Below are 24,461 nucleotides of genomic sequence, written 5' to 3' on the forward strand. Positions count from 1 at the left end.
GGTCTCTCTGGCGCAGACGGCACCAAGCCACAGCCCGACGCTGCCACTACCGAAGAAGGACCAGCTCAGGCAACGATTTCTCACTGGAGTACTAGGTCCTGCCGCGTCTTTTCCGAAGACGCTCCACCAGCGGTTGTCCCGGCAGATCCGCCATGCGGTCCGGTCGGCCATGACCGACCCCGAGTTGCGGGTTTCATCGGCCAGGAAGCGGTAGCCGAACTCCGGGTCGTCGCTGTGGGCGTCGAACAGCGCGTTCGCGCGATACGCCTCCTTCAGCGCGGCGTCGGCAACCGGCTTGCCCAGCCAGCGGTAGTACGGCTGTCTGGCGAGCTTGAGCACCCGTGCGACCAGCGCAGTCGGTGGGCTGTGTCATGGGCGCGCTGGACGACGAGCGTGAGGAACAGGCGTGCGATCTCGTTGCTGGTGAGCGGGATCAGGTAGTCCGGGGCGGGGTGGGGGCGTGTTCGTCGCCGTGGACCACTGAGCTTCTTCAGCTGCCCATCCTGTGGGTGAGAAGCCATCGTGTGTTGACAATGCCGCCGAGCAGGACGGTTGCCTCCGTGCTGGCCCGAACCGGCGCCTCGACGTCACCCGATCGGTTACCGTTCTAAAGAAGCTCACTGTCAGAATGGCGTGGGCGAGCATGGCGAGGGCGACCCAGCGGGACCAGGAGGTTGTAGCGGCGAGCCTGGTGCTCGTCCAGTCCGGCCAGGCCCTTGGCAGCCTGGGAGGTCTCCTCGCCCCGCCACCTTGATCCGGCGACTCGGACCAAGGTCGCCAGCTGCACTGGCCGGGGCGGGAGTCGGGCAGGTCGACGACGGCCCAGCCGTAGAAGCGCTGGCCCTTCGCACCGGCTCCGGCGGACAGTTTCTGCCAGGCCCGTTCGGGGAGTGTCTTGGCCAAGGAATCGGCGCGGAACTTCCCTGCTCGGGTGGTGACTTCGTGACTGCGGGCCACAGCGAGGACGTTAGCCGGTGCCGCGTTGCTCCAGGACGGCACGCAGGGTCGGAGTGTCTCCATAGACTTCGTCGCCGGCCACCCACCCGGCATGGTGGCCGGTGTCGAGGAATCGGGTGATCATGCGGGCTGCCAGCTCCGGCTTGGTCGCGAACGCCGTGTCCGGGTCGAGCCCGGCCGCGTGGCAGCGGTCCGGTAAACGATCTGATCGGGTCTGCTGATGCTGCGCCGGGCCAGCGCCCAGCGGTGATGGGTGGGCCGCTTACAGTCGAAGTCCTCGATCGCCGGAAGCTGGACGGCTGCCCAGTCATAGAAGCGTGGGCCCTTGGCGCCGTCGCCGCACGAACGTTGCTCCCATGCCTCATCATGTTTCGCTCCGAGCACTAAGACGTCGCTTCTTATGGCGTTGATCGTTCGTTGAACCGTGTATGACGGATCTGGTTGAGCGGCTGGTGCCGGACGAGTTGTGGGTGTCGTTTCGGCGGGTGGTGCCGCAGACGGAGGTGATACGCCCGCAGGGCGGGGGCCGCCGTCGGGCGGGTGACCGGGAGGCCCTGGCAGCGATCATCTTCGTGGCCACTTCGGGCTGCACGTGGCGTCAGCTTCCGCCGGTGTTTGGTCCGTGCTGGCAGACGGTCTACCGGAGGTTCGCGCAGTGGAGCCGAGCCCGGGTCTGGGCGAGGCTTCACCGCGTGATCCTCGACGAGCTCGGAGCGAGAGGCGAGCTGGACTGGTCACGGTGCGCGATCGATTCCGTCAGCCTGCGGGCTGCAAAAGGGGGCCGTTGACGGGACCGAATCCGACCGACCGCGGCAAGTTGGGATCGAAGATTCACCTGATCACCGACCGAAACGGGATGCCGCTGTCGCTGGGTATCTCTGGCGCGAACATGCACGACAGTCAGGGCCTGGAGCCGCTCGTGCGCGGCATCCCACCCATCCGGTCCCGCCGCGGTCCCCGCCGCCGACTGCCGGCGAAACTGCACGCCGACAAGGGCTACGACTACGATCACCTGCGGCGATGGCTTCGCGAGCGTGGGATCCTCCACCGCATCGCCCGGAAGGGCGTCGAGTCTTCACAGAGACTGGGCCGTCATCGCTGGGTGGTCGAGAGAACCGTGTCCTGGCTGGCCGGTTGCCGGCGTCTGCACCGCCGCTACGAGCGCAAGGCCGAACACTTCCTCGCTTTCGTCGGCATAGCCGCAGTCCTCATCGGCTATCGCCGAATGTCCAGGGAGAACGACTGACGCCCTGGGGTGTCACACCCATCCGCCATGATCTCCACCATGGACGAAGACGTCTTCTGGCAGCTCATTGAAGAGTGCAGGCCCTCAACTCCCGATCTCGAGGGCGATCAGCTCGCTGCTGCCCTGACAGCCCGCCTAATGAACGGGCCCGTGTCTGACGTGATCGGCTTCGCTGAGCAGTTCTCCTGGACCCTGTACAGGTTGGACCGCAAGGAGTACGGCGAAGGACTGTCGGGCGATGCGTTCCTCTACACCCGGGCTGCCGTCGTCGCCGCCGGCCGTGAGGAATATGAGAACGTACTTCGATACCCAGTCCGGTTCGTGCCGTACGCCAACGATCTCGTCTGGGCCGAGGCACTGCTCTACGTACCCGACAAGGCGTACGAGCACCTCACTGGCGAGGAGTGGGATCGCAGCACCCGGTACAGCTACGAGTCGTACTCCAACACGGCAGGGTGGGCCGACGCATAGCGACCAGCAGTCACTCCTACCTCACCATTAGAAACGACGTCTAACGAGTTGGTGCGTGATAGCGGGTGGGCATGCTCTGCTGGTGAGAGGCATTGTGGACCGTTCGGTTCTAACGCATCCGTTGTTCACGGGCATCTCGACGGCTCATCTGTCCTCGTTGGTGGCGGAGTTGGCCAGGCCATGGGTGGTCGGCGTCGAGGGGCGTCGGTTCCAAGCGAGGGGCGGGGACAGAAAGCGGGCGCCTGGGGCCGGTGCCCGCCATCAGCTGGTCTTCGTGGACCGGCTCGTCGCCACGCTCATCCATCTGCGTCACGACCTCCCGCACGCGGTCCTGGCCCTTCTGTACGAAGTGGACCGCTCCACCGTGACCCGCGCGGTCGGCGAGGTGCGGCGGCTGCTGGCCGTGCGGGGGTTCGCCGTCCCAAACCGGCCCGGTGTGCGGCTGCGGACCCTGGAGGACGTGTTCGCCTACGCCCAGACCGAGGGCGTTCAGCTGCGGCTTGACGCCACCGAGGTCCAGGTCCGCCGGCCCGCCGCGGGCCGGGGCGGCCGCAGGGCGTTCGTGTCAGGCAAGAAGAAGCAGAACACGATGAAGGCCACCGTTATCGCCGACGACCAGGGCCGCACCCTGTGGACCGACGCATTACGGCCAGGACGCATGCACGACGCCACCGCCGCCCGCACGGCCGGCATCGGCAGCTGCTTCGACCACTTCGACCTGGTCCAGGTTCTCCTCGATGACGGCTACCTCGGCCTCAGCCGAGACCATCGAGGGAAGGCCCTCACCCCACCACGCAAATTGCGACCGGGAGCAATAGCGCCCTTCGTCGAACACCGAGAACGCCAGCGACACGAACACTCCTCGCAACGGATCACCGTCGAACACGCCCTCGCCGACCACAAACGCTGGAAGCAACTCCAGCGCTGGACCCACCGCCGCGACCGCCTCCCCGACACATACCAAGCCATCGCCACCCTGGTATCCGACCGCACCATCATCACTTGACGAACACCGTGAGCAGGGCAAACACGACTCACCCGCTATCACGCACCAACTCGTAAGACCGTGTCCTATGTGGTGAGGCGTCGTTGAACTCGTCATGGGGCGGGGTACGTGGAGTTGGATTGTTCCGGATGGGCTGTGGGAGATCGCGAAGCCGCTGATCCCACCGTCGAAGGTGCGGCCGCAGGGCGGCGGCACGCAGGACACGCCTGATGAGACGCTGTTCGCAGCGATCATCTATGTCCTGGTCAGCGGCTGCGCATGGCGCCAACTGCCGCCCTGCTTCGGGGTGTCGAAGTCGACTGCTCACCGCCGCTTCCTGATCTGGTCGAGGGCCGGGGTCTGGGGCCGCCTGCACGAAGCCGTGCTACACCGCCTCGACGACGCCGGCCTCATCGACGTCACCCGCGTCGTCCTCGACACCGCCCATGTCAGGGCTAAAAAGGGGGCGAACACACGGGTCCGAGCCCCGTGGACCGGGGCAAGCCGGGCTCCAAGATGCACATCCTGTCGGACGCGAACGGACTGCCCCTCCTCGTCGGTCTCTCCGCCGGCAACACCCACGACAGCGAAGGTCTCAAGCCGATGATCGAGGGTCACCAAACGAGACACGACCCGCACCGCGGCCGACACTTCAAGCCCGAGCGCCTACACGCGGACAAAGCCTACGACCGCGCCGACCTGCGCAGATGGCTGCGATGGAAACGCATAGGAGTGCGCATCGCCCGCAAAGGCATCGAGTCCAGCGAACGATTAGGGCGACGCCGCTGGGTCATCGAGCGGACCATGTCCTGGCTCTCTGGCTACCGACGCGTGAGTCCTCGCTACGAACGCAATCCCCGCAACTACCTGGCCTTTCTCGGGCTCGCTGCAGCCATCTGCTGCTACAAGCGGCTCGTCCGCCTCACCACATAGGACACGGTCTAACGAGTTGGTGCGTGATAGCGGGTGGGCATGCTCTGCTGGTGAGAGGCATTGTGGACCGTTCGGTTCTAACGCATCCGTTGTTCACGGGCATCTCGACGGCTCATCTGTCCTCGTTGGTGGCGGAGTTGGCCAGGCCATGGGTGGTCGGCGTCGAGGGGCGTCGGTTCCAAGCGAGGGGCGGGGACAGAAAGCGGGCGCCTGGGGCCGGTGCCCGCCATCAGCTGGTCTTCGTGGACCGGCTCGTCGCCACGCTCATCCATCTGCGTCACGACCTCCCGCACGCGGTCCTGGCCCTTCTGTACGAAGTGGACCGCTCCACCGTGACCCGCGCGGTCGGCGAGGTGCGGCGGCTGCTGGCCGTGCGGGGGTTCGCCGTCCCAAACCGGCCCGGTGTGCGGCTGCGGACCCTGGAGGACGTGTTCGCCTACGCCCAGACCGAGGGCGTTCAGCTGCGGCTTGACGCCACCGAGGTCCAGGTCCGCCGGCCCGCCGCGGGCCGGGGCGGCCGCAGGGCGTTCGTGTCAGGCAAGAAGAAGCAGAACACGATGAAGGCCACCGTTATCGCCGACGACCAGGGCCGCACCCTGTGGACCGACGCATTACGGCCAGGACGCATGCACGACGCCACCGCCGCCCGCACGGCCGGCATCGGCAGCTGCTTCGACCACTTCGACCTGGTCCAGGTTCTCCTCGATGACGGCTACCTCGGCCTCAGCCGAGACCATCGAGGGAAGGCCCTCACCCCACCACGCAAATTGCGACCGGGAGCAATAGCGCCCTTCGTCGAACACCGAGAACGCCAGCGACACGAACACTCCTCGCAACGGATCACCGTCGAACACGCCCTCGCCGACCACAAACGCTGGAAGCAACTCCAGCGCTGGACCCACCGCCGCGACCGCCTCCCCGACACATACCAAGCCATCGCCACCCTGGTATCCGACCGCACCATCATCACTTGACGAACACCGTGAGCAGGGCAAACACGACTCACCCGCTATCACGCACCAACTCGTAACACGCCGGCGGCCAGAAAGAAACTCTCGCTCAGGACAGAACAAATGCGCAATCCGATTGGTGGGCTCTCATCGATAGATGATGCCCCCTGGCGGCTGCATACGCATGGTGTCGGTGAGCCGACTCCCGGTAGCGTCGGCACTCTCAGCGCGCTCGCCCAAGACGGTGATGGAACCCAGCACGTGAAGCGGGGTCCATCACCGTGGATCAGTCCTCGGGAAGGATGGTCACACCCTCCTCGAACATCCCGTCGATGATGGCGGCGTACCGCTCCGGCCCCCAGAGGGGCGGTGCTTCGCCTTCGACGGGCTCGTCGCCGTTCCTGATGAAGAAGCCCTTGTGCACCCGGGGTGTACAGGAACAGCAGTTCTGCGTCTGCGTGACCCACGTTCTTGAACCGGTGACGTGTGTTCCGGTGGGGTGAACACGAAGTCCCCACTGTGCACCATGAACGTTCTGTCGCCCAGCAGGAACTCCAGCTTGCCGTCCAGGATGTAGAAGGCCTCGTCCTCGTTGCCGTGAGCATGAGCCACCGGCCCGCCCCCGGGCGGGACTATGCCCTTGGCGAATCCCAGCGAGCCGTTGGTTTCGTCGGCAGTCACCTTGATCGTGTAACTGTCGCCGGCGAGCCACCGGGCCGTACCCTCGCCTCGACGGACGTGAACACCTCCTTCACGCGTCCAGCGCGGGTCGCTCCGGTCGGGCACGGGGAAGGGAAAACTCACAAAGCCTCCTTGACTTTCGGACGTGGTGACGATTCGGCACTACTCCGCCGAGGCAGCATGTTTCCCGGCGGCAGCGAGGGCATGCGTGCCGACGCCTTGATCTCAGACGAAGAAGTTCTCTAGGGCCGCGAGAAGCTCCTCAGGGCGCTCCTCGCTCAGGAAGTGCCCCGCGCCCTTGATCTCAACGAGCCGCAGATCGCCGGCCACCTTCTGCTTGATCACCGCAAACGTGAGGGGCGCGCTGCTGCCACCGAGGAAGAGCGTCGGCATTGTGATCGGCATGTCCGCGTACGTCTTGTCGTCCACCATGTCCTGGTGCCACGCTTGGTACCAGCCGCCAGGAGCGCGGCAGGCAGACGGCGACGGCCTGCCCCCGGCCCACCCCGAGATCGCGCAGCCGCGTGGCCACCCGGCCGCTGAGGCGGTCGAGGCCGGCGTGGTCGAGCAGGTGCGTGTCGTCCTCGACGGCGACGGCGGACGGGGTGCGCCGGGCCCGGGCGAGCACCGCTTCGGCGAGGGCGGAGGCCGATCGGCTCGGGGAGGCGCCGTCGGGAGGGGAGGTGACGTCGGTGTTCATCGGGCTCCCGCCACGGGGAGGGCAGCGGCGGACGCCGGCGCGGACCGGTGTCCGTGGTGGGCCAGTTCCGCCGTCAGCAGGGCGCCGACACGGACCGCTCCGGGGTCTTCGAGGATCTCCCAGTGGTCACAGGCGAGGGTCTCGACCTGGAAGTCTCCCTGGGCTCGCCGCTGCCAGAAGGCACGGACCTCGGCGTGGAACGGCGTGTCGTCACCGTCCGGCACGGCCTGGGCCAGGACCAGGCGGGTCGGGGACGCGGCGGGCAAGTAGTCCCGGGCCGTCGACCGGTTGTGGTTGTACAGCCGGAAGTAGCGCTCGATCTGCGCGTCGTCCATGCCGGGGTACATCCCGTTGAACCTCACCAGCTTGTCGCGGAACTCCGCCTCGTCGACGGCGGTGATCGCCGCACGGGCCGCGGCGTCGTCGGTGGCCTGGGTGTCGAGGAGGACGACACTGACGTCACGGCGCCCGGCCCGGCCGAGGATCTCCCCCATCCGGTGGGCGACCAGCCCCCCGTAGGACAGGCCGGTCAGCACGACGGGGCCGTCGTCCATCGGGCCGAGGAGGCGCAGATACTCCTCCGCCATGGCCTCCACCGTGGGCAGGACGTCCTCACCGGGGTTCACGCCCGGCGACTGGACACCGTAGAGGCCGGCCTCGGCGGGCAGATGCTCGGCCAGCGGCAGGTAGCAGAACGCGGTGCCCCCGGCCGGGTGGATGCAGACCACCCGTGGCCCCGCGCCACGCCGGAACTCGATGAGACTGCCCGGGGCGGAGTCGGCGCCGTCCTCGCGCAGCAGCGCGGCGAGCGCCTCGATCGTGGGCCGCGTCATGACCTCGGCCACCGGGAGATGCCGGCCGAACGCCTCCGTGACGGCGTGGGCCATCTTGATGGCGGACAGGGAAGTGCCGCCCACCTCGAAGAAGTCGTCGCCGACGCCTATGTCCGGGTGGAGCAGGGGCGCTCCAGCGGACGCGGCGCGTAGTAGGCGGTGCTGTAGAGCGTCGCCTCGGTGGGCCCGTAGCCGAAGCAGATCCGCAGGCCGGGCAGGTGCAGGGTCATGCGGTGCAGGGCGGCCTCGGTGAGCGACTCCACTCCGGTGAGCAGCTTGCGCAGCGCCAGCCCGCGCAGCCGTACGGCGGGGTCCTCGTCGATCCACCTGACGTAGGCCGGCGGCAGGAACGCCTGGGTCACCCGTCGCTCGCGCAGCCAGGCCAGCAATGCCTGCGGGTCTCCGCGCAGCGCCTCGGGGACGAGGTGCAGGACACCGCCGGTGGTCAGGGGAAGCAGCAGTTCGTGGATGGAGGCGTCGAAGCCGATGCTGGACCAGGCCGAACCGGCCTCGCCGGGGGCCGTGCCCATGCGGTCGTGCCAGGTGGCGAAGAGGTTGAGGACACTGCGGTGCTCCACCGCGACACCCTTGGGCCGGCCCGTGGACCCGGAGGTGAAGATCACGTACGCCGTGCGGTCCGGCGCGCGGTCGGTGTCGGACGGCGGCCGCTCGCTCTCCGCTCCCTCGGCTTCGACGGCGGCGAGCGCGAGCCAGCCCTCCGGCCGGTCCGTGTCGTCGCCCTGGTCGCTCAGTACGACGGGGCAGGCGGCGTCCTCGACCATGCCGGCGAGCCGCTCGCGGGGCTGCCCGGGGTCCAGTGGAAGGTAGGCGGCGCCCGCCTTGAGGATGCCCAGGATGCCGACGACGAGGTCGCAGGACCGTCCGGCGTGCAGGCCCACCACATCACCGGGACGCACGGCCCTGGCCACGAGGGCGTGCGCCAGCCGGTTGGCGCGGCGATCCACGGTCGCGTAGTCGAGCGACCCCTCACCGTCGACCACCGCCGTGATCAGTAGCCGCAGGGCTGCCCCTTCTGCCGCCTCGCGCCGGTCGCACGTGCAGATCAGCCCAGGTCATGAAGGGTGACGGCCCTCCAGGCTCATCACGTGGGCCGGCGAACGACGACCCTCCGGCCGCGGCACCCTCTTCGGACGGACTGGGGGTTGTGGCGGACCGACCGGAGGAGGCATTCCTCGCGAACCCGGATGCCGAGATCGTGCTCTGTCTGTCGGATTTCCCACCCCGGGAACCGGATTACGGGTTCTCTGGAGGTGGATCAGGCCGGGCCGCGTGATCAAGTGCGATCAACGCCTATTCGGGTGATACTCGTCGAAATGGTGACGCTGGGATTCGCGGATGACCGGCACCATCAGCGCCTGTGTTTGGCAGGTAGCGGTGTCGAGACGTCCTCGGTGCGTCAACTGGCCATTCGGTGTCAGCATTTGCGGAAGGCTGGAGTGTCGGGCGCTGCTCTGTCGCTTCACGAATCGCTCAGAGGTGCAAGGAGTGAGCTATGTCTAAGGTCGCAATTCCGAGCATGATGCGTGCGGCTCGGATGCATGAGTACAACCAGCCGCTAGTCCTCGAAGAGGTGCCGGTTCCTGAGATCGGACCCGACCAGGTTCTCATCAAGGTCGGAGCCGCAGGTATGTGCGGTACCGACGTGCAACTGATAGACGGCTACTTCCGCAAGTACGCTCCGTTCGAGTTCCCGCTCACGCCGGGTCACGAGATCGCCGGTGAGATCGTCCAGGTCGGGGATGCCGTCGACGCCAGCGACCATCACGAAGGTGACCGAGTTGTTGTCGTGGGCGGGATCGGAGATGGGACCTGCCACCTCTGCCACCGCGGCGACACCCAGATATGCCCCCATCTCGCCTGGCCGGGTTTCGGACCCTACGGCGGCTACGCCGAGTACGTTCCCATCCCCGCCGCCTTCACCATCAAGGTCAACCCGCAAGCCAACCTCACGGCAGCGCACCTGGCTCCCCTGACCGACGCCGGTCTGACCCCGTACCGGGGCGTCAAAAAGCTTCGGCAGGCCGGCGCTCTCCTCCCTGGTGGTGTTGTGGGAGTGATGGGCGTCGGAGGTCTCGGCACCTACGGCGTTCAGTACGCCAAACTGTTCTCTGGCGGGGCAACAGTCGTCGCCTTCGCTCGCAGTCCAGAGAAACTCGAGCTCGCCAGGAAGCTCGGCGCTGACCACGCAATCAACATCAGCGACCGCTCTGCCGACGATATTCGAGGCGAGCTTCTCGATGCCACCGGTCGGGACGGGATCGACGCGGGTATCGACTGCGCCGGCGCCGAAGAGATGATCAGACTGGGATTCGAGCTGCTTGCCGTCGGAGGGCACTACGCGTCGGTGGGGCTGGTGGGAGACCGGATCGACATCCCGCTGTTCCCCCTTGTGAGCCGTGAGTACACCTACCACGGGTCTTTCTGGGGAAATTACAACGACTTGAGCGAGGTCATCGCTCTCGCCGAGGAAGGGAAAGTCCAACACTCCGTCCAGGAAGTTGACTTCGAGGACGTGAACAGCGCGATCGATCGCATCCGGACGGGCGATGTCGTGGGGCGGGCGGTCGTCACCTATTGATGTCGGGGACGGGTTCCGGTAAGGGCGCCGCGGTACAGCATGTGCCCTGGGTCGGCTGGTCCTCCTTGGAGGGCCAGCCGACAGGTCAGGTGTTCACAGGGTGAAGGAGATCTCCGAGTTCGAGTCGTCGAATGAATTCGGCGCGTATGTGGTCTGCGACCTCATTCACGGCATGCGATCCGTCGTCCGAGGGATCGACGTGCACCCGGAAGGGGCGCTTGCCTTTCGGCATGTCGATGACCTCCACGATGGCGTCGGCAACCGTCTGAACGTCCGCGTCGGGTGGCTCCAGTTCCGCCATCCGCGCAGCGATCTGGTCCATGAGGCCGGCGTAGTGGGTCTCGTATTCGTCCACGATGTCCTGGTCGCTGGGCTTGCCGGCGTGTGCGTAATGGCTGGTGCCGTGGGTGAAAGAGCCGGGGACGATGATCGTCGTCTCGATTCCGAAGCGGGCGAGTTCGAATGCGGTAGTGGCGGCGAGTGCGTCCATACCTGCTTTGGCGGCGAAGTAGGGGCCAAGGTAGGGCGGCGTCCCACCACGGGTACTTGAGCTGCCTACCCATACGAGGAGGCCGTCCTGTTCTCTGCGCATGTGGGGGAGTGCTGCCCGGTTCACGCGGTGGGCGCCGAGGACGTTGGTGTCATACAGCGAGGCGAGCTGCTCTGGTGTGAAGGCTTCTGTCGGGCCCACCACCATGTGCCCCGCATTGTGTATGAGTACGTCGAGCTTCCCGCTCTCGCGGAGCACGGTGTCCACCCCAGCGGCTATCGATTCCTCCGAGGAGATGTCAAGCTCGACCGGCTTCAGATGCACATGGTTCCTTTGCGCGTATTGGCGCGCCTGGTCGGCCGAGGCTTTGTTGTGTCCTTCGATGCCTCGCATGCCGGCATAAACCGTGTGGCCGGCGTCGGCCAGGGAGCGGCTGGACAGAGCACCGAAGCCGCTGGAGGCGCCTGTGATGAGAATGGTCTTCGGCATGGGAATGTCCTCCTGGTCCTGCTGTGGTGCTGCACGGGGCATCTGGCAGCGACGGCGGCTGTCAGATGGCTCCGCCGTTGATGTAGATGACCTGGCCGTTGATCCAGCGGCCGGGGCCTGCGAGGAAGGCGACAACGCCAGAGACGTCATCGGGTTGGCTTAGGCGTCCCAGCGGCGGCTCCGCGGAGATGCGTTGGATGACTTCGTCGGTTTTCCCGTCGAAGAAGAGCGGTGTGGCGATGGGGCCTGGAGCAATCACGTTGACGGTGACGTCCCGCCCTCGCAGCTCGCGCGCCAGGATGAGCGCCATGGCCTCGACGGCGCCTTTGGTGGCCGCATATGCGGTGTAACCCGGGCGGCTGAATTTTGTGATGGAACTGGAGAAGTTGATGATCGCGCCACCGGAACGGAGTCGTCGTGCGGCCTGTTGGTTCACGACGTAGGTGCCACGGACGTTGACGCGGAACACCCTGTCCAGCTCGGCGAGGTCGAAGTCGACCATAGGGCGAGGTCGTGGATGGCTGTGGTCGCCCAGTTCGCCACCGATAGTGCCAGAGCCATCAGTTTTGTCGTCGCCATGGGCGCTTTTGACACCGAGCAGGTAAGCGAGGTTCAGATAGGGGACGACGTGGGGGCCCTCGCGGTGTGCGGTGGCCGTGCGGAGCATCTCGATCGTGGTCCGTGTCGCTTCGTCGTGCTCTGGCAGCAGTCGCTGTCGTTCGACCTGCACCTGGGCGATCATCTTGCGGCGTGCGAGCGGGTCCACGTACTTGTCCCTTCGGTGAGCCTGGCTTTTGTTGTCGTCAGCAAAGAGCGGACAGGAGTACGAGGGATCCGTAATAGGCGGGCCGGCTGCGAAGGTGGCCGAAGTCTTCGTCCCAGGCACCGGCGCCCAGGGCGCGGATCAGGGAGGTCTCGAACTCCAGTCGGGCGCGGTCGTCGAGGAAGCTCCATGCAGAGCAGGCCTGCCGGGCCGCTGGATAGAGGAGAAGTCCGGGCCGACCGTAGTACGCCTCGTTGAAGCCGTCGGTGCAGTCCAATGGGATGGGGACGGGCTGGATGGTCGCGGTGCCACCGAGCGCCGCGGTGAGCCGATGCGGGGCCGGGTAGCGGCGGGCTTCGGTGTGGAGGACCTCAGGGCGTACTCGTAGAGCCAGAAGTCGCGTACCCCTTCCGGGACCGGGCCACGGGTGACGCGCCGCATTTCGCGCAGCCCTGCTTCGACATCGGACCACTGATGAACGCTGCTCAGAGTCAGTGCCGCGTCGAACTCCCCGTCGGCGAAGGGGAGGTCTTCGGCGACGGCGTCGATCGCGGTCGTCAGTTGTGCCGGACGCTGGACGCGCACCGCGAGGGAGGGCTCGACCGCGGTGACCGAGCGCGCCGCCGACTCGTACGAACCGGTTCCCGCGCCCACGTTGAGGACGCTGCGCGCGTCACACAGAGCTTGCGCGATGACGTGGACGATGCGTTCGTCAGGGCGACGGTGGGCGGCGTAGCCACGTCCGACGGCGCCGTAGTCGACGTCGTCGGCACTGCCGTCACTGGTGCGCGTGACCATGTTTGTCTCACCTCCGTGGCCGGCCGGGGCAGCGTCCGCTTCGTAGCCTCGCCCCACGTATCGTGCATCTGCCGCATCGGATACGCGAGTGGGTGGGTGAATGCTGGGAAGATCTGCCAATGCAACTTGCATATACGTTGCTTCAGTTGGAGGTTTCGTCCTCCTGATGGGAGTAGCGTCGACCGGTCCAGGCATCGGCGACATTGTGGTAGCCGCGTTCCTCCCAGAAGCCGCGACGGTCTTGCGTCATGTACTCAAGTCCGCGCAGCCATTTCGGGCCCTTGTAGCCGTAGAGATGGGGGACCACCAGGCGAAGCGGAAAGCCGTGCTCGGCAGTGAGCGGTTCGTCGTTGTGATGCGTGGCGAGCACCGTGGACTCGGCGGCGAAGTCACTCAGTCTGAGGTTGGCGCTGTATCCGTACTCGGCCCACGCCATGACATGTTGACCCCCGCCGCGGGCGGGGCGAGGTCGAGCAAGGCGTGGGCCGGGACGCCGAAGAACCTGTGGCTGGTGGTGCTGGTGCCGGACGCGCAGTGCAGGTCCGCGAGCACTGTGCTCTTCGGCATGGCTGCGACGTCGTCGAAGCTCCAGGAATGGACCTGCCCGCTGTTGGTGGCGCCGAACACCTTGAGCGTCCACCTGTCAGGGCGGAAGCGAGGTACGGGCCCGTAATGCGATACGGGCCAGCCTTTGGCCAGGCGCTGTCCCGGCGGCAGCATGCCGTCCTTCATGACACAGCCCACGTCTACTCGACCGCAGATACAAGGCAAAAGTCTACGGCAGGCCCGTGTGAGCGCACGGGGGAGACTATTCAGACTTGCATGTGCCGTGCCGCCTGGATGGGATGCGCACGGGCTGCGTGACGCGGTCAGCGAGCGTCACGCAGCCCTTTTAGGCATCCGCCGTCCGGGCACTGTGAGCCGGTGCGGCCGGGTCGGCGTGCTGGCTACCAGTGCACCAGGGCACGATGAGGAGATCTGCCGGATGGTGATCCAAAGAGTACGAGACCTTCGGAGGTCTCATTGGTTGATCACCCAAGTGGGGCCTGGGTCACATTGCGGCCAGAGACACCTCGGTCGACTTGATCAGTGCCACAACCTGCGAGCCTGCCGTGATACCGAGGTCGGTGACGGCGTCCTTGGTGATCGCCGCGGTGAGCCTGCCGCCGTCGACTACGACGTCGACCGTAGCCATGGCCTCACCGGCCACCAAGTCGCTGACAGTTCCGGGGATCTGGTTGCGGATGGACAGCCCCTCCACGCGCCCCGTGGCGAGAGCGACCTCGGTGGACTTGATCATGGCGCGCACCGCTGATCCCTCTGCGAGCCCGAGCTCCTTGACGGCTTCCAAGGTGATCGCGGCGGTGAGGTCCTGGCCGCCGTCGAGACGGACCCGGACCGTCGCCATGGCTTCGCCTGCGGTGAGGGAGACGACGGTGCCGGTGATCTGGTTGCGGATGCTCAGACGCATGGTGGGCTGCCTCGCAGTGATGTGTTCGAGCTGGTCATCGGTCAACTGCGCCGCCCACCGTAATCCGGCGTGGCTGACCCTGCAGCGCCACACCTGGCAAACGCAAGGTGATTGTCACCGATGCCTGGTAGTTGCGACGACATGAGCTCTGGCCCCCACCAAGAGACCCGACGATCGCTCACACCGATGACGTGGTGTCCTCGTGGTCAGTCGACATGGCGAGGTCCCGCCAGGTGCCTGCCTCTTCACGAAGCTGAGCAATTTTGCTGTCCATGGCGGCGGCACAGTCGCTTCCCAGCTGGGCGCGCAGCGGCGGGTTCTCGGCGTCGGCCAGGACGATCATCGCGGCGGCGCCCTTGACTGGGTCGCCGGGCTGGTCGTGGTTGAGGCCGGGGACGGCAGCGCGTACCACGCCCGCTGTGGCGGCGTAGTCCTCGATGACGTGTCCTTCGGTGTACAGGCTGGTGGCGTCCAGAAAGTCTGTGCGGAAATAGCCCGGTTCAACAATGGTGACCTGGATCCCTAGGGGAGCCAGTTCATCACGCAGGGCCTCGGACAGGCCCTCCACCGCGAACTTCGTGGAGCAGTAAACACCGAAGCCGGCGGCGCTTCGGAAGCCGCCGATGGAGCTGAGGTTGAGGATGCGGCCCGATCTCTGCTTCCGCATGATGGGCAGCACGGCCCGGGTGACGTTGGCCAAACCGAAGACGTTGGTGTCATAAACGGAACGGAACGCGGCATCCGACGTTTCCTCCACCGCGCCCAGTACGCCGCGCCCGGCGTTGTTCACCAGCACATCTATCGCGCCGAACGCGGTCACGGCCGCGTCGACCGCAGTGCGGGCCTGGTCCTCATCGGTCACGTCGAGGGCGACCGCGAGTGCACGGTCGCCGTAAGAGGAGAAGTCCTGATGGAGAGCCCGAGGGCTGCGAGCCGTCGCCACGACGTTGTCGCCGCGCTCGAGTGCCTGACGTGTGATCTCTCTGCCGAATCCGCGGGCTGCACCGGTGATGAACCATGTGGTCATGGCAGTCCCTTCTGCTCTCATGCGAAGGTTCGCGATACAGCCATTGTGCCTTGTCACTGCATTTGCCACCTTTTGATCCGCTATTGGTGATGTGTGCTAGGTGGGGGTGCGGGTCGAGAGCGCGTTTGCGGTTTTCCGCCCAAGGGAGCTGGGGAGGGAGTGGGCCCCTCGAGATCGGCGTCAGTCCGGAGGGTGCCCGCCGGATGACTGACGTGAGCGCCGCGGCGACGGCCGCGGCGCCTGGCGGGCCGTCGGTATCGAGGTGGCATGCGGGCGGGCGGTGCTTTCCGGATTGCGGGACCGGGTGCGCTCGAATGTGTTCTCAGACGGGATAGGCGTGGGTCTGGGTGGCCTTGACCGTCGCCCAGACCTCCGCGCCCGGCCGCAGGTCGAGTTCGGCGGCGGCGACCGCGGTCAGGTCGGCGGCGAGCGGGAGTTCGCCGCCTAGGACGGCGCGGATCTGGTCGCCGTGGGTCTCCATGCCGCCGACCTCGCAGCGCCAGAGGTTGCGGGCGCTGGAGCCGGTCGGGCGGTCGCGGAAGAGGGTGACCGCGCTGGGAGGGAAGGCGACGTAGACCGGTCCGGTCAGGGCCTCCGTGGTGGTCACGGGCGGGCCCGCGTCCAGACGGACGGTGTGGCCGTCGGCCTCGCCCCGGTAGAGGTTCAGGCCGACCAGCTGGGCGATGTAGTCCGTACGGGGATGCCGGGCGATGTCGGCCGGGCCGCCCTCCTGGACGGTCCGGCCGTCCTCGACGACGACCAGACGGTCCGCCAGCACCATCGCGTCCAGCGGATCGTGCGTGACCAGCACCGCGACGGCCTCGAACTCGGCCAGATGACGCCTCAGTTGGGCGCGGACCTCCAGGCGGGTACGGGCGTCCAGCGCCGCCAGCGGCTCGTCGAGGAGCAGCAGGCGTGGGCGGGTGGCCAGCGCGCGGGCCAGGGCGACGCGCTGGGCCTGGCCGCCGGAGAGTCTGCGCGGTTTGGCGCCGACGTGCTCCGCGAGGCCCAGACGGTCGAGCCACTCGGCGGCCCGCGCGCGTGCCTCCGCCTTGGTGGCGCCCTGGCAGCGGGGGCCGAAGGCCACGTTGTCCAGTGCGGTGAGGTGGGGGAAGAGGAGGTAGTCCTGGAAGACGACGCCGACGGGCCGGGACTCGGGCGGCGTGCGCTCCAACGCCTCCCCGTCCAGGCGCAGATGGCCGCCGCTGAGCGGCGTCAGCCCGGCGAGCGCGCGCAGGGCCGTGGTCTTTCCGGCGCCGTTCGGGCCGAGCAGGGCGACCACCTCGCCGGGCGCGACGCTCAGCGCCACGTCGAGGCGGAACGTACCGCGCTCGACGACGAGGCGGGCATCGAGCCCGTCCTCGGAGACTTGGGTGCGGACCTCGTGCACGGCGTCGTGGATCCCGGTCATCCCGCTGCCACCCATCGGTCGCGCAGCGCGGCCAGCACCGTGATGGACACGGCCAGCAGGACCAGACTGAGGGCGATGGCGGCCTCCGGGTCGCTCTGCAGGGCCAGGTACACGGCCAGCGGCATGGTCTGGGTCCGTCCGGGGAAGTTGCCGGCGAACGTGATGGTCGCGCCGAACTCGCCGAGCGCGCGCGCCCAGGCCAGGACCGCGCCTGCCGCGATGCCCGGAGCGATCAGGGGCAGCGTGACGCGGCGGAAGGCGGTGAAGCGGGAGGCACCCAGCGTGGCGGCCGCCTCCTCGTAGCGCGGATCGGCGGCGCGCAGGGTGCCCTCGACGCTGATGACGAGGAACGGCATGGCCACGAAGGCCTCCGCGACCACGACCCCCGTCGTGGTGAACGGCAACGTGATCCCGAACCACGCGTCCAGCCACCTGCCGACGACGCCGTTGCGGCCGAGCGCCATCAGCAGCGCCACACCGCCGACCACCGGTGGCAGGACGAGAGGGAGCGTGACGAGCGCCCGCACCAGACCCCGGCCGGGGAACTCGACGCGGGCCAGCAGCCAGGCGAGCGGCACGCCGAGGACCAGGCTCACCGCGGTGGCCGCGGTGGCGCAGACCAGGGACAGCTGCAGCGCCTGCCAGACCTCGGCGCTGGTCAGCAGCTCGGGCAGGCTGTGCCACGGCGTCCGGACCAGCAGGGCGATCAGCGGTACGACCAGGAAGGCCAGCCCGATCAGCGCGGGCACCAGGAGGGGCAGCGGCACGCCGCGACCTTCACCCGTCCGGACCCGCCGAGGCCGCGGCCCGCCCCGCGGGGTGCCGGTCGCGGCCTCGGTCTTGTCGGTCGGGGTCACGGCTCGAGGAACCCGGCCTCGGTCAGGACCTGCCGTCCCTCCGGGGACTGCACGAGCGCGATGAACGCCTTCGCGGCGGCGGCGTTGGGGGCGTCCTCGAGCAGGGCGATGGGGTAGTCGTTGACGGCGTCGGCGGACTCGGGGAATTCCACGCCCTCCACCTTGTCACCGGCCGCCTTCACATCGGTCTTGTAGACGACCGCCGCGTCCGCCTCCTTCAGCACCACCTTGTTCAGGGCGGACTTGACGTCCTCCTCGTAGGAGACCGGCGTCAGCTTCAGCTTGCTCGCGTCGAGCGCCTTCTGCGCGGCGGCACCGCACGGCACCGCCTCGTCGCACAGCACGACCTTCAGGTCAGGGTTCGTGAGGTCCTCGAGGGAGCCGACCTTGTCGGGGTTGCCGGGCAGGGTCGCGATCTCCAGCTGGTTGCGCACGAAGGTCGCGGGGGTTCCGGCGGCGTCCCCTGCATCCGTGACGATCTTCATGGTCTTGGGGCTGGCGGAGGCGAACACGTCCGCCGGGGCTCCGCCGGTGATGCTCGCGGCCAGGGAGTCGCTGCCGCCGAAGCTGAAGGTGACCTTCGTGCCGGGGTGCTGCTGCTCGAACTGCTCGCCCAGCTTCTCGAAGCTCTCCTTCAGCGAGGCCGCGGCGAAGACGGTCACCGTGCCGGAGACCTGCTCCGAAGAGGAGGACGAGGCGGATGCCGACGCGGAGGAGCCCGATCCGGTCGAAGAGGAGTCGTCGGAGGACGAGCAGGCGCTCAGGGCCAGCAGCGCGGCGGCGCCTGCGCCGGCCCACTGCAGCGTCCGGCGGTTCCGGCGCGCGGTACGGGTCATCACGGGTCCACTCCCTCTGGTCCTCACGGACACAATCCTCTGTGGTCCTGACGGACCATCTACGGTCTTGCGACGACCACGTTGGTCGACTTGATCACTGCAACAGCCGGAACACCCGGCTCCAGCTGGAGTTCCTCAACCGATTCGCGGCTGACCAGCGCCACCACACGGAAAGGCCCCGCCTGGATCTCCACCTGCGCCGACACATCACCGAGGATCACGTCGGTGACGATGCCGGAGAGACGGTTGCGGGCGGAGGAACCTATGGAATCCCGCTCCGCGCGGTGCACCTGCCTGGCGTAGGCCGCCAGGTCCGGCCCGGTGATGATCCGGCGGCCCAGCTCATCACGTTCGGCAGCGAGCTTCCCGCCGTCCACCAGACGCCTGACCGTGTCAGTGCTGACACCCAGCAAGGCGGCGGCCTCCCCGATCCGGTAGGTGTGCATGCGCTGATGATACTGACGCAGATGCGAGGGTAAAGCCTACTGTGGCTTTGCACGAGCTGGAATGTTGATCGACGAGGGTGGTATGTGCGTTTGTACGGGTCACGGCTCCGGGTACGGTCCTCAGGGAGGTGGTAGCCCGTGACTCAGCCCTGCACAGCTGCCGGTACGGCCGCCGGCTCAATGGTGGAGATCGTCCTCACCGGCGATCTGACCCGCCCGGCCCGGCTGACGGTGCCCGACCTGCTCACGTGGCCGCAGCACGAGGCCAACGTCAGCTTCGAGTGCGCCACCAGCGGAATCCGGCACCACCGCTTCACCGGCCCCCTGCTGCACGACGTACTTGCGGCCTCCGGCCCCGGCTTCGACCCCGCACGCCGCAAAGACCGCCTGCGCTTCCTGATCGCGGTCTCCAGCACGGACGGCCACCACGCCCTGCTGTCCTGGGCAGAGATCGACCCTGACTTCGGACGGGCCCCCGTCCTGCTCGCCGTCACCATCGACGACACCCCGCTCGACCACTCCGGCCCCCAACTCGTCCTGCCCCAGGACCGCTGCGGCGCCCGGCACATCAGCGGCATCAACGCGATACGCGTCGACGGCGCCTACGCCTCGTGGGCGTGACACCGACCAGAGGCTGCGCCGCCAAAGCAGGAGAGTGACTCGTGAGCTGGGTGGAGCAGACGCACGTCCTGGTCCTGAAGCACCATGCGCACGAGGGCCCGGACGCCATCAGTACTGCGCTCCGGGCAGCCGGGCTTTCCGTGCGCGTGTGCCGGACCTGGGCAGGGGACCCGGTCCCCAACTCACCGTCGGGACTGGCTGCGCTGGTGCTGTCGGACGGCCCCGCGGCGACGTACGACGAGACCTCGGCCATCACGAACCGCGCAGCCGAGCTACCGCTGCTGCGGGCCGCGCTGGAAGCAGAAGTCCCCGTGCTCGCGCTGTGCCGGGGCGCCCGCCTGCTGGCTGTGGCAGCAGGCGCAACCGTCCGCCCCGGCCGAGGCCCGATCGGCTGCGAAGAGGTACGGACCGCTCCGGCCGCATGCGAGGATCCGCTGTTCGCCCGACTGCGCACGCCACTGCGCGTGCCGCACCCACACGGCCAGATCACGGGCCTCCCGGCCGGCGTCACGCTTCTGGCCTCATGCCAGGGCAATCACATCCAGGCGTTCCGGGCCGGCAGATCGGCGTGGGGCCTGGAGTTCCACCCCGCGTCAGACATGGCTGCAGACGATGCTTGCGCCGCCGCCTTCCCGCGCAATGCGGCCACGGCGCAGTGCCTTCCGATCTCCGCTCCCGCCGTTCCAGCTCCGCACGGCGAAAACCTCTTCGAGCGCTTCGCCACCCTAGTAGCGTCCCGCGCGGCCGCGACCGTGACCCGCGCCTTCTTCACCTCCAGAGCCGACACCTGGGAGGAGCGCTTCGCAGCCGACGGGCCCCGCTACGCGGCCGCCGTCGCCCGAATGGAACTGCGCCCGGGCCAGCGGGTCCTGGACGCAGGCTGCGGCAGCGGCCGCGCCCTGCCCGCCCTCCGGACCGAAGTCGGCGACGAGGGCGTCGTGCTCGGCGCCGACCTCACTCCTGCGATGCTCACAGCCGCCGCCCGCAAGGGACGCACCGGCCTGCTGCTCGCCGACGCCTGCCGACTTCCGCTGCGCGCGAGGTCGTTGGACGGCGTGTTCAGCTCGGGTCTGGTCGATCACGTCCCGGACCCAGCGGCAGCTTTGCGTGAGTGGGCCAGAATCACGACGCCCGGCGGAGTCCTGCTGCTCTTCCACCCCTCCAGCCGTGCCGAGCGCGCCGCCCGGCACGGCCGTCCTCTGGACCCCGCCGACCTGCTGGCCGAGGAGAATCTGCGCGCGGCCCTGCACGCGGCGGGTTGGGACCTGGAGAACTACGAGGACCAGGCCCCCAACTTCCTGGCCAAGTCCGTGCGCCGCGTCGACTGACCTGTCCGGCATGGCTACGGCTGCGAGGGACCGCCGCGCGCTCAGGGCCACACCAGTTCGTGGCTCCAGCTGCCAGGACGGCCGTATCCCGGCGGTACATCACCCGGTGGTGGACCCGGCCGGCTGGCCTCCCAGAACTCCACCTCGGTGGGAGAGATGGCGTAGAGCGTCCAGCCCGGCGGAGGCGGCACCTCGTCCGGGTAGACCGCACTGAGGCGCTCGAACTCGGCCAGCGCTGTCTGGCGATCAGTGAGCGGTCCCGGCTGGTGCAGGTGGGCGGCGAGACGGGAGCCGCGGCCCCGCTCAGCGAAATCGCGATCGGAGGCGTCCTGCCCCTGGTCGGCGGCGGTCCCCACGATCCGCACTTGCTGCCTGAGCCTCGTGGGCACTGCACGGCCGGCATGCAGGCCCTTGGTCGGGGAGGCCCCGCACGAACGGATCGACGGCTCGGACATCGAGTCGTGCGTCGCTCCCGGCAACCCGACCACGTTGCGGCGCGCGGACAGGGCCAGGCGCCGCTGCCATCGTGTCCTCGAAGTCGATCTCATCGACAAGGAAAGCGGGTTCGGCGGCTTCTACAGAGAAGTTTGCCGATGGCTGACCCCCGCCCAGTGGAGAGCGAGCCAGACGCGGTCGCGGGTCAGAGGGACCTCAGTGAGCTTCTTCAGCTGCCCATCCTGTGGGTGAGAAGCCATCGTGTGTTGACAATGCCGCCGAGCAGGACGGTTGCCTCCGTGCTGGCCCGAACCGGCGCCTCGACGTCACCCGATCGGTTACCGTTCTGAAGAAGCTCAGTGAAGCGGATGCCCGTCGCGTCCCGCAGGGCGTTGGCGAAGGCGGGGGCGACCGGGTTGAAGGGGCTCTCGCTCATCGACTTGGCGCCGAGCGGGCCGATCGCGTCGGCCGTCTCCATGAAATGGACCTCGGTGCGGGGGATGTCGGCGTACTGGGGCAGCCGGTACCGTCGGAACGCGGCTGTCTCGACCTCGCCGCGCGCGTCGACGCGGACGTTCTCGAAGAGCGTTGCGCCGAGGGCCTGGGCGACGCCTCCCTCAACCTGGCCGCGGCACTGCATGGGATTCATGACCTTGCCCGCGTCGGCGGCATGCACGCTGCGCAGGATGCGGATCTCGCCGGTGCCGGGGTCGACGGCCACCTTGAACCACTGGGCGTTGAAGGCGACCGAGCGAGGGGTGCCGCCGAAGTGTCCGTCGGCGGTGAACTCGACACCCACAGCACGCGCGGTGACGTACAACTCCTTGAGCGGCAGGCGGCCGCCCGGGTGCAGGACGGCCTCGTCAGCCAGGCGGCATTCGGCGCGCGGCGTGCGCAATTGGGCGGCGGCGAAGTCCAGGAGCATGTCGGCGAGGGCGCGGGAGGCGCGCAGGGTGGCCTTGCCGGCCACGACGGTGCCGGTGGAGGCGAAGGCGCCGGTGTCGTGGCGTACGACGTCGGTGTCGGACTGGCGGACGGTGATCCGGTCGACGGTGGTGACGAGTTCGCCGGCGGCGATCTGTTGGTGCACCGTCGTCGTGCCGTTGCCGAATTCGGCGGTGCCGACCGCGAGATCGAAGGTGCCGTCAGGCAGCAGGGCAGCTTTGGCGTCGGCGATGTGACCCCCGGGCGGGCCGGTCGCGATCATTGCCAGGGCGGCTCCCTCGCCCACCAGCCAGCCCTCGGGCGCGGGCGCGCCTTTGCCGCTCTCCGTCTGGGCGCGGCGCACGATTGAGACGCACTGGTCGAGACCGTAGCTGGCGATGTGCAGGTCCTCCTCGTGGCCGCCGGGCGTGACCATCGGCTCATCGTTGCCGATGACATTGCGGGCCTTGAATTCCAGCGGGTCCAGGCCGAGCCGTCTGGCCAGTTCGTCGAAAGCGGACTCGACGGCGAACATCACCTGGCCGAGACCGTAGCCACGGAAGGCGCCCGCCGGGACGGTGTGCGTATAGACGGAGTAGGCGTCGACCTTTTTGTTCGGGGCGCGGTAGACGGCCATGGATTCTCCGACGCTGTGGAACATCACCGCCGGGCCGTGGTTGCCGTACGCGCCGGTGTTGGCCACCACCCGCAACTGCATGGCGGTGAGCGTGCCGTCACGGCGCGCGCCGGCCTTCACCCAAATGGTGAACGGATGCCGGGTGGTGGCGCCATGGAACTGCTCGGCGCGGGTGTACTCCAGCTTCACGGGCCGGCGCAGCCTTAGCACCGCGAGCGCGACGATGTCCTCGACGAGCATCTCCTGCTTGCCGCCGAAGCCCCCGCCGACCCGCCCGGCCACCACGCGAACGCGTTCCGGCGGCAGGTCGTACAGCGTGCACAGGGCGCGGCGAGTCAGGAACGGGGTCTGGGAACTGGTGCGGACGTTCAACCGGTCGTCCTCGTCGAACCAGGCCACCGCGCCATGCGTCTCCAGACTGGCGTGCTGCACGCGCTGGGTGCGGTAGGTGTCCTCGTGCACGACGTCGGCTTCGGCGAAGCCCGCCTCGATGTCGCCGATCTCGCCGTGTGCTTCGCCGACCACGTTGTCGTGGGGGCGGGAGATGCGGGCCGTCGCCGCGTCCTTGTCGTGGACGACCGGGCGCCCGAGCGCATCGCTTCCTTTGGATCGAGCACGGCGGGCAGGACCTCGTAGGTCACATCGATCCGCCGGCAGCCCTCCTCGGCGGCAGCCTCGTTGTCGGCGACGACGGCCGCGACGCGCTGGCCGACGTAGCGGACGGTGTCGTCCAGGACACGAGTGTCGTCCGGGTCCTCCTCGGGGTGCTCGTGACGGGCGGTGGAGAAGTGACGTTCGGGGGAGTCGTGATGGGTGAGCACGGCGTGGACGCCGGGCACACGCAGCGCGGCAGCCGTGTCGATGGCGAGGATGCGGGCGTGGGCGTGCGGGGAGCGCAGCAGCTTCATGTGCAGCAGCCCGGGCACGTCGAGGTCGAAGGTGTAGCGGGCGGCGCCGGTGACGACCTGCGGACCGGCGGGCGCGGGCAGGTTACGGCCGACGGACTCGCCAGGCTGGGGTGTCTCGACGTGGCGGACCCCGCGTACCGCGTCCTCGATGGCCCGGTATCCGGTGCAGCGGCACAGACTTCCCTTGAACGCCCGGGGCAGATCGGCGAGTTGATCCTCGTCCAGAGCCGCCGTCGTCATCAGGAAACCGGCCGTGCAGAAACCGCACTGGAAGCCCTGGGCGTCCAGGAACTTCTGCTGCACGGGGTGGAGTTCCCCCTGCGGCGATGCCAGGCCCTCGACGGTGGTAACTGTTCGGCCGTCGGCGCGGAAGGCCGGGTACAGGCAGCTGTGGACCGGCTCACCGCCCACGTGGACGGTGCAGGCACCGAGTCGCCCGCATCGCAGCCCTTCTTCACGCCGAACCAGCCACGCTCGCGCAGATACGTCCGCAGACACTGGCCCGGGCGCGGCTCCTCCTCGTGTGAGCGCCCATTGACGACGATCTTCACCGGGTCACCTCTCTGCGGGTCTCCTCCGCGTACCGGTACGTCATGTGCCGCCGCCACTCGGGCAGCCCGTGGATGTCGTCGAACCACTCCTCGTCCGCGACGGCCGAGTCGATC

Annotated in this window: 20 protein-coding genes and 10 pseudogenes; 8 read left to right on the forward strand and 22 right to left on the reverse strand. The window is 68.1% G+C overall.

All coding sequences use genetic code 11. The features are described 5' to 3' along the window. The 4 pseudogenes from ACZ7LV_RS38425 to ACZ7LV_RS38440 form a co-directional block, all read right to left on the reverse strand. Positions 1–339, reverse strand: a pseudogene (locus tag ACZ7LV_RS38425) (hypothetical protein); the annotation flags it as partial. Positions 340–341: 2 nt separating this feature from the next. Then, positions 342–481, reverse strand: a pseudogene (locus ACZ7LV_RS38430) (IS701 family transposase); the annotation flags it as partial. Between the two features lie 143 nt (positions 482–624). After that, positions 625–1,153: pseudogene (locus tag ACZ7LV_RS38435) on the reverse strand (transposase); the annotation flags it as partial. Continuing rightward, positions 1,123–1,323, reverse strand: a pseudogene (locus ACZ7LV_RS38440) (IS701 family transposase); the annotation flags it as partial. The pseudogenes ACZ7LV_RS38440 and ACZ7LV_RS38435, both read right to left, overlap by 31 nt. A 62-nt stretch (positions 1,324–1,385) precedes the next feature. On the opposite strand from ACZ7LV_RS38440, the gene ACZ7LV_RS38445 reads away from it, so the two are divergent. The 5 genes from ACZ7LV_RS38445 (at position 1,386) to ACZ7LV_RS38465 (ending at position 5,566) form a co-directional block, all read left to right on the forward strand. Continuing rightward, positions 1,386–2,203 (forward strand): IS5 family transposase gene (locus ACZ7LV_RS38445; protein ID WP_471946011.1). Its coding sequence is split into 2 segments (ribosomal slippage): positions 1,386–1,743 and positions 1,743–2,203, totalling 819 coding nucleotides; the frame shifts between segments, so codons are not numbered across the junction. A gap of 39 nt (positions 2,204–2,242) precedes the next feature. Further along, entirely contained in the window at positions 2,243–2,674 is a 432-nt protein-coding gene (locus ACZ7LV_RS38450) for a DUF4240 domain-containing protein (protein WP_471946012.1), read from the forward strand. 91 nt (positions 2,675–2,765) lie between these two features. Continuing rightward, the gene (locus ACZ7LV_RS38455; protein ID WP_471946025.1) at positions 2,766–3,680 is read left to right on the forward strand and encodes a transposase; all 915 of its coding nucleotides are present in this window, start codon (positions 2,766–2,768) and stop codon (positions 3,678–3,680) included. 94 nt (positions 3,681–3,774) lie between these two features. After that, positions 3,775–4,592, forward strand: a protein-coding gene (locus ACZ7LV_RS38460) for an IS5 family transposase (protein WP_471946013.1) whose coding sequence is annotated in 2 segments (ribosomal slippage) — positions 3,775–4,117 and positions 4,117–4,592 — 819 coding nt in all. Because the reading frame shifts where the segments join, the coding sequence is not laid out codon by codon here. 59 nt (positions 4,593–4,651) lie between these two features. Then, entirely contained in the window at positions 4,652–5,566 is a 915-nt protein-coding gene (locus ACZ7LV_RS38465; protein ID WP_471946025.1) for a transposase, read from the forward strand. A gap of 262 nt (positions 5,567–5,828) precedes the next feature. On the opposite strand, the gene ACZ7LV_RS38470 is transcribed toward ACZ7LV_RS38465, so the two are convergent. From ACZ7LV_RS38470 to ACZ7LV_RS38490, 5 genes and pseudogenes are all read right to left on the reverse strand, one after another. After that, positions 5,829–5,966 carry a hypothetical protein gene (locus ACZ7LV_RS38470; protein WP_471946027.1) on the reverse strand — a complete coding sequence of 46 codons (138 nt, stop codon included), beginning with the start codon at positions 5,964–5,966 and terminating at the stop codon, positions 5,829–5,831. Between the two features lie 125 nt (positions 5,967–6,091). Continuing rightward, a pseudogene (locus tag ACZ7LV_RS38475) lies at positions 6,092–6,346 on the reverse strand (cupin domain-containing protein); the annotation flags it as partial. A 102-nt stretch (positions 6,347–6,448) separates the two neighbouring features. Further along, the gene (locus tag ACZ7LV_RS38480; RefSeq protein ID WP_471946028.1) at positions 6,449–6,655 is read right to left on the reverse strand and encodes an alpha/beta fold hydrolase; all 207 of its coding nucleotides are present in this window, start codon (positions 6,653–6,655) and stop codon (positions 6,449–6,451) included. A 79-nt stretch (positions 6,656–6,734) separates the two neighbouring features. After that, positions 6,735–6,923: pseudogene (locus ACZ7LV_RS38485) on the reverse strand (hypothetical protein); the annotation flags it as partial. Next, positions 6,920–8,763, reverse strand: a pseudogene (locus ACZ7LV_RS38490) (alpha/beta fold hydrolase); the annotation flags it as partial. The pseudogenes ACZ7LV_RS38490 and ACZ7LV_RS38485, both read right to left, overlap by 4 nt. A gap of 506 nt (positions 8,764–9,269) precedes the next feature. Between ACZ7LV_RS38490 and ACZ7LV_RS38495 the strand changes: the two are divergent. Then, a complete protein-coding gene (locus ACZ7LV_RS38495) occupies positions 9,270–10,355 on the forward strand; it encodes an NAD(P)-dependent alcohol dehydrogenase (protein ID WP_471946014.1) in 1,086 nt (361 codons plus the stop codon). 85 nt (positions 10,356–10,440) lie between these two features. On the opposite strand, the gene ACZ7LV_RS38500 is transcribed toward ACZ7LV_RS38495, so the two are convergent. From ACZ7LV_RS38500 to ACZ7LV_RS38545, 10 genes and pseudogenes are all read right to left on the reverse strand, one after another. Continuing rightward, complete coding sequence (locus ACZ7LV_RS38500; protein ID WP_471946015.1) at positions 10,441–11,334, reverse strand: SDR family oxidoreductase; 894 nt, start codon at positions 11,332–11,334, stop codon at positions 10,441–10,443. A gap of 61 nt (positions 11,335–11,395) precedes the next feature. Then, positions 11,396–12,100 carry an SDR family oxidoreductase gene (locus tag ACZ7LV_RS38505; protein ID WP_471946016.1) on the reverse strand — a complete coding sequence of 235 codons (705 nt, stop codon included), beginning with the start codon at positions 12,098–12,100 and terminating at the stop codon, positions 11,396–11,398. A gap of 138 nt (positions 12,101–12,238) precedes the next feature. Continuing rightward, the gene (locus ACZ7LV_RS38510) at positions 12,239–12,895 is read right to left on the reverse strand and encodes a class I SAM-dependent methyltransferase (RefSeq protein ID WP_471946017.1); all 657 of its coding nucleotides are present in this window, start codon (positions 12,893–12,895) and stop codon (positions 12,239–12,241) included. A 142-nt stretch (positions 12,896–13,037) separates the two neighbouring features. Continuing rightward, positions 13,038–13,627 (reverse strand): annotated as a pseudogene (locus tag ACZ7LV_RS38515) (molybdopterin-dependent oxidoreductase). Between the two features lie 319 nt (positions 13,628–13,946). Beyond that, positions 13,947–14,366, reverse strand: coding sequence for a TOBE domain-containing protein (locus tag ACZ7LV_RS38520; protein ID WP_471946018.1), 420 nt, complete (start codon positions 14,364–14,366; stop codon positions 13,947–13,949). A 178-nt stretch (positions 14,367–14,544) separates the two neighbouring features. Beyond that, entirely contained in the window at positions 14,545–15,393 is an 849-nt protein-coding gene (locus ACZ7LV_RS38525) for an oxidoreductase (RefSeq protein WP_471946019.1), read from the reverse strand. A gap of 322 nt (positions 15,394–15,715) precedes the next feature. Continuing rightward, positions 15,716–16,804: an ABC transporter ATP-binding protein gene (locus ACZ7LV_RS38530; RefSeq protein ID WP_471946020.1), complete on the reverse strand. Its 1,089-nt coding sequence runs from the start codon at positions 16,802–16,804 to the stop codon at positions 15,716–15,718. After that, complete coding sequence (modB, locus tag ACZ7LV_RS38535; RefSeq protein WP_401671200.1) at positions 16,801–17,661, reverse strand: molybdate ABC transporter permease subunit; 861 nt, start codon at positions 17,659–17,661, stop codon at positions 16,801–16,803. The genes ACZ7LV_RS38530 and modB overlap by 4 nt, the downstream gene beginning before the upstream one ends. Then, positions 17,658–18,497, reverse strand: coding sequence for a molybdate ABC transporter substrate-binding protein (modA, locus tag ACZ7LV_RS38540; RefSeq protein WP_471946021.1), 840 nt, complete (start codon positions 18,495–18,497; stop codon positions 17,658–17,660). Before modA ends, modB begins: the two co-directional genes overlap by 4 nt. A 59-nt stretch (positions 18,498–18,556) precedes the next feature. After that, positions 18,557–18,943 (reverse strand): TOBE domain-containing protein, encoded by a 387-nt coding sequence (locus ACZ7LV_RS38545; RefSeq protein ID WP_471946022.1) that lies wholly within the window; start codon positions 18,941–18,943, stop codon positions 18,557–18,559. Positions 18,944–19,123: 180 nt separating this feature from the next. Between ACZ7LV_RS38545 and ACZ7LV_RS38550 the strand changes: the two genes are divergently transcribed. Then, positions 19,124–19,564 carry a molybdopterin-dependent oxidoreductase gene (locus tag ACZ7LV_RS38550; protein ID WP_471946026.1) on the forward strand — a complete coding sequence of 147 codons (441 nt, stop codon included), beginning with the start codon at positions 19,124–19,126 and terminating at the stop codon, positions 19,562–19,564. A 41-nt stretch (positions 19,565–19,605) separates the two neighbouring features. After that, positions 19,606–20,892: a methyltransferase domain-containing protein gene (locus tag ACZ7LV_RS38555; RefSeq protein ID WP_471946023.1), complete on the forward strand. Its 1,287-nt coding sequence runs from the start codon at positions 19,606–19,608 to the stop codon at positions 20,890–20,892. A gap of 41 nt (positions 20,893–20,933) precedes the next feature. Here ACZ7LV_RS38555 and ACZ7LV_RS38560 read toward each other — a convergent pair whose 3' ends face one another. The 3 genes and pseudogenes from ACZ7LV_RS38560 to ACZ7LV_RS38570 all read right to left on the reverse strand — a co-directional run. Continuing rightward, complete coding sequence (locus ACZ7LV_RS38560; protein WP_471946024.1) at positions 20,934–21,248, reverse strand: hypothetical protein; 315 nt, start codon at positions 21,246–21,248, stop codon at positions 20,934–20,936. A gap of 308 nt (positions 21,249–21,556) precedes the next feature. Beyond that, positions 21,557–24,347, reverse strand: a pseudogene (locus ACZ7LV_RS38565) (molybdopterin-dependent oxidoreductase). Next, positions 24,344–24,461, reverse strand: a pseudogene (locus tag ACZ7LV_RS38570) (FAD binding domain-containing protein); the annotation flags it as partial. The pseudogenes ACZ7LV_RS38570 and ACZ7LV_RS38565, both read right to left, overlap by 4 nt.

Source organism: Streptomyces sp. NPDC107562, assembly GCF_055657325.1.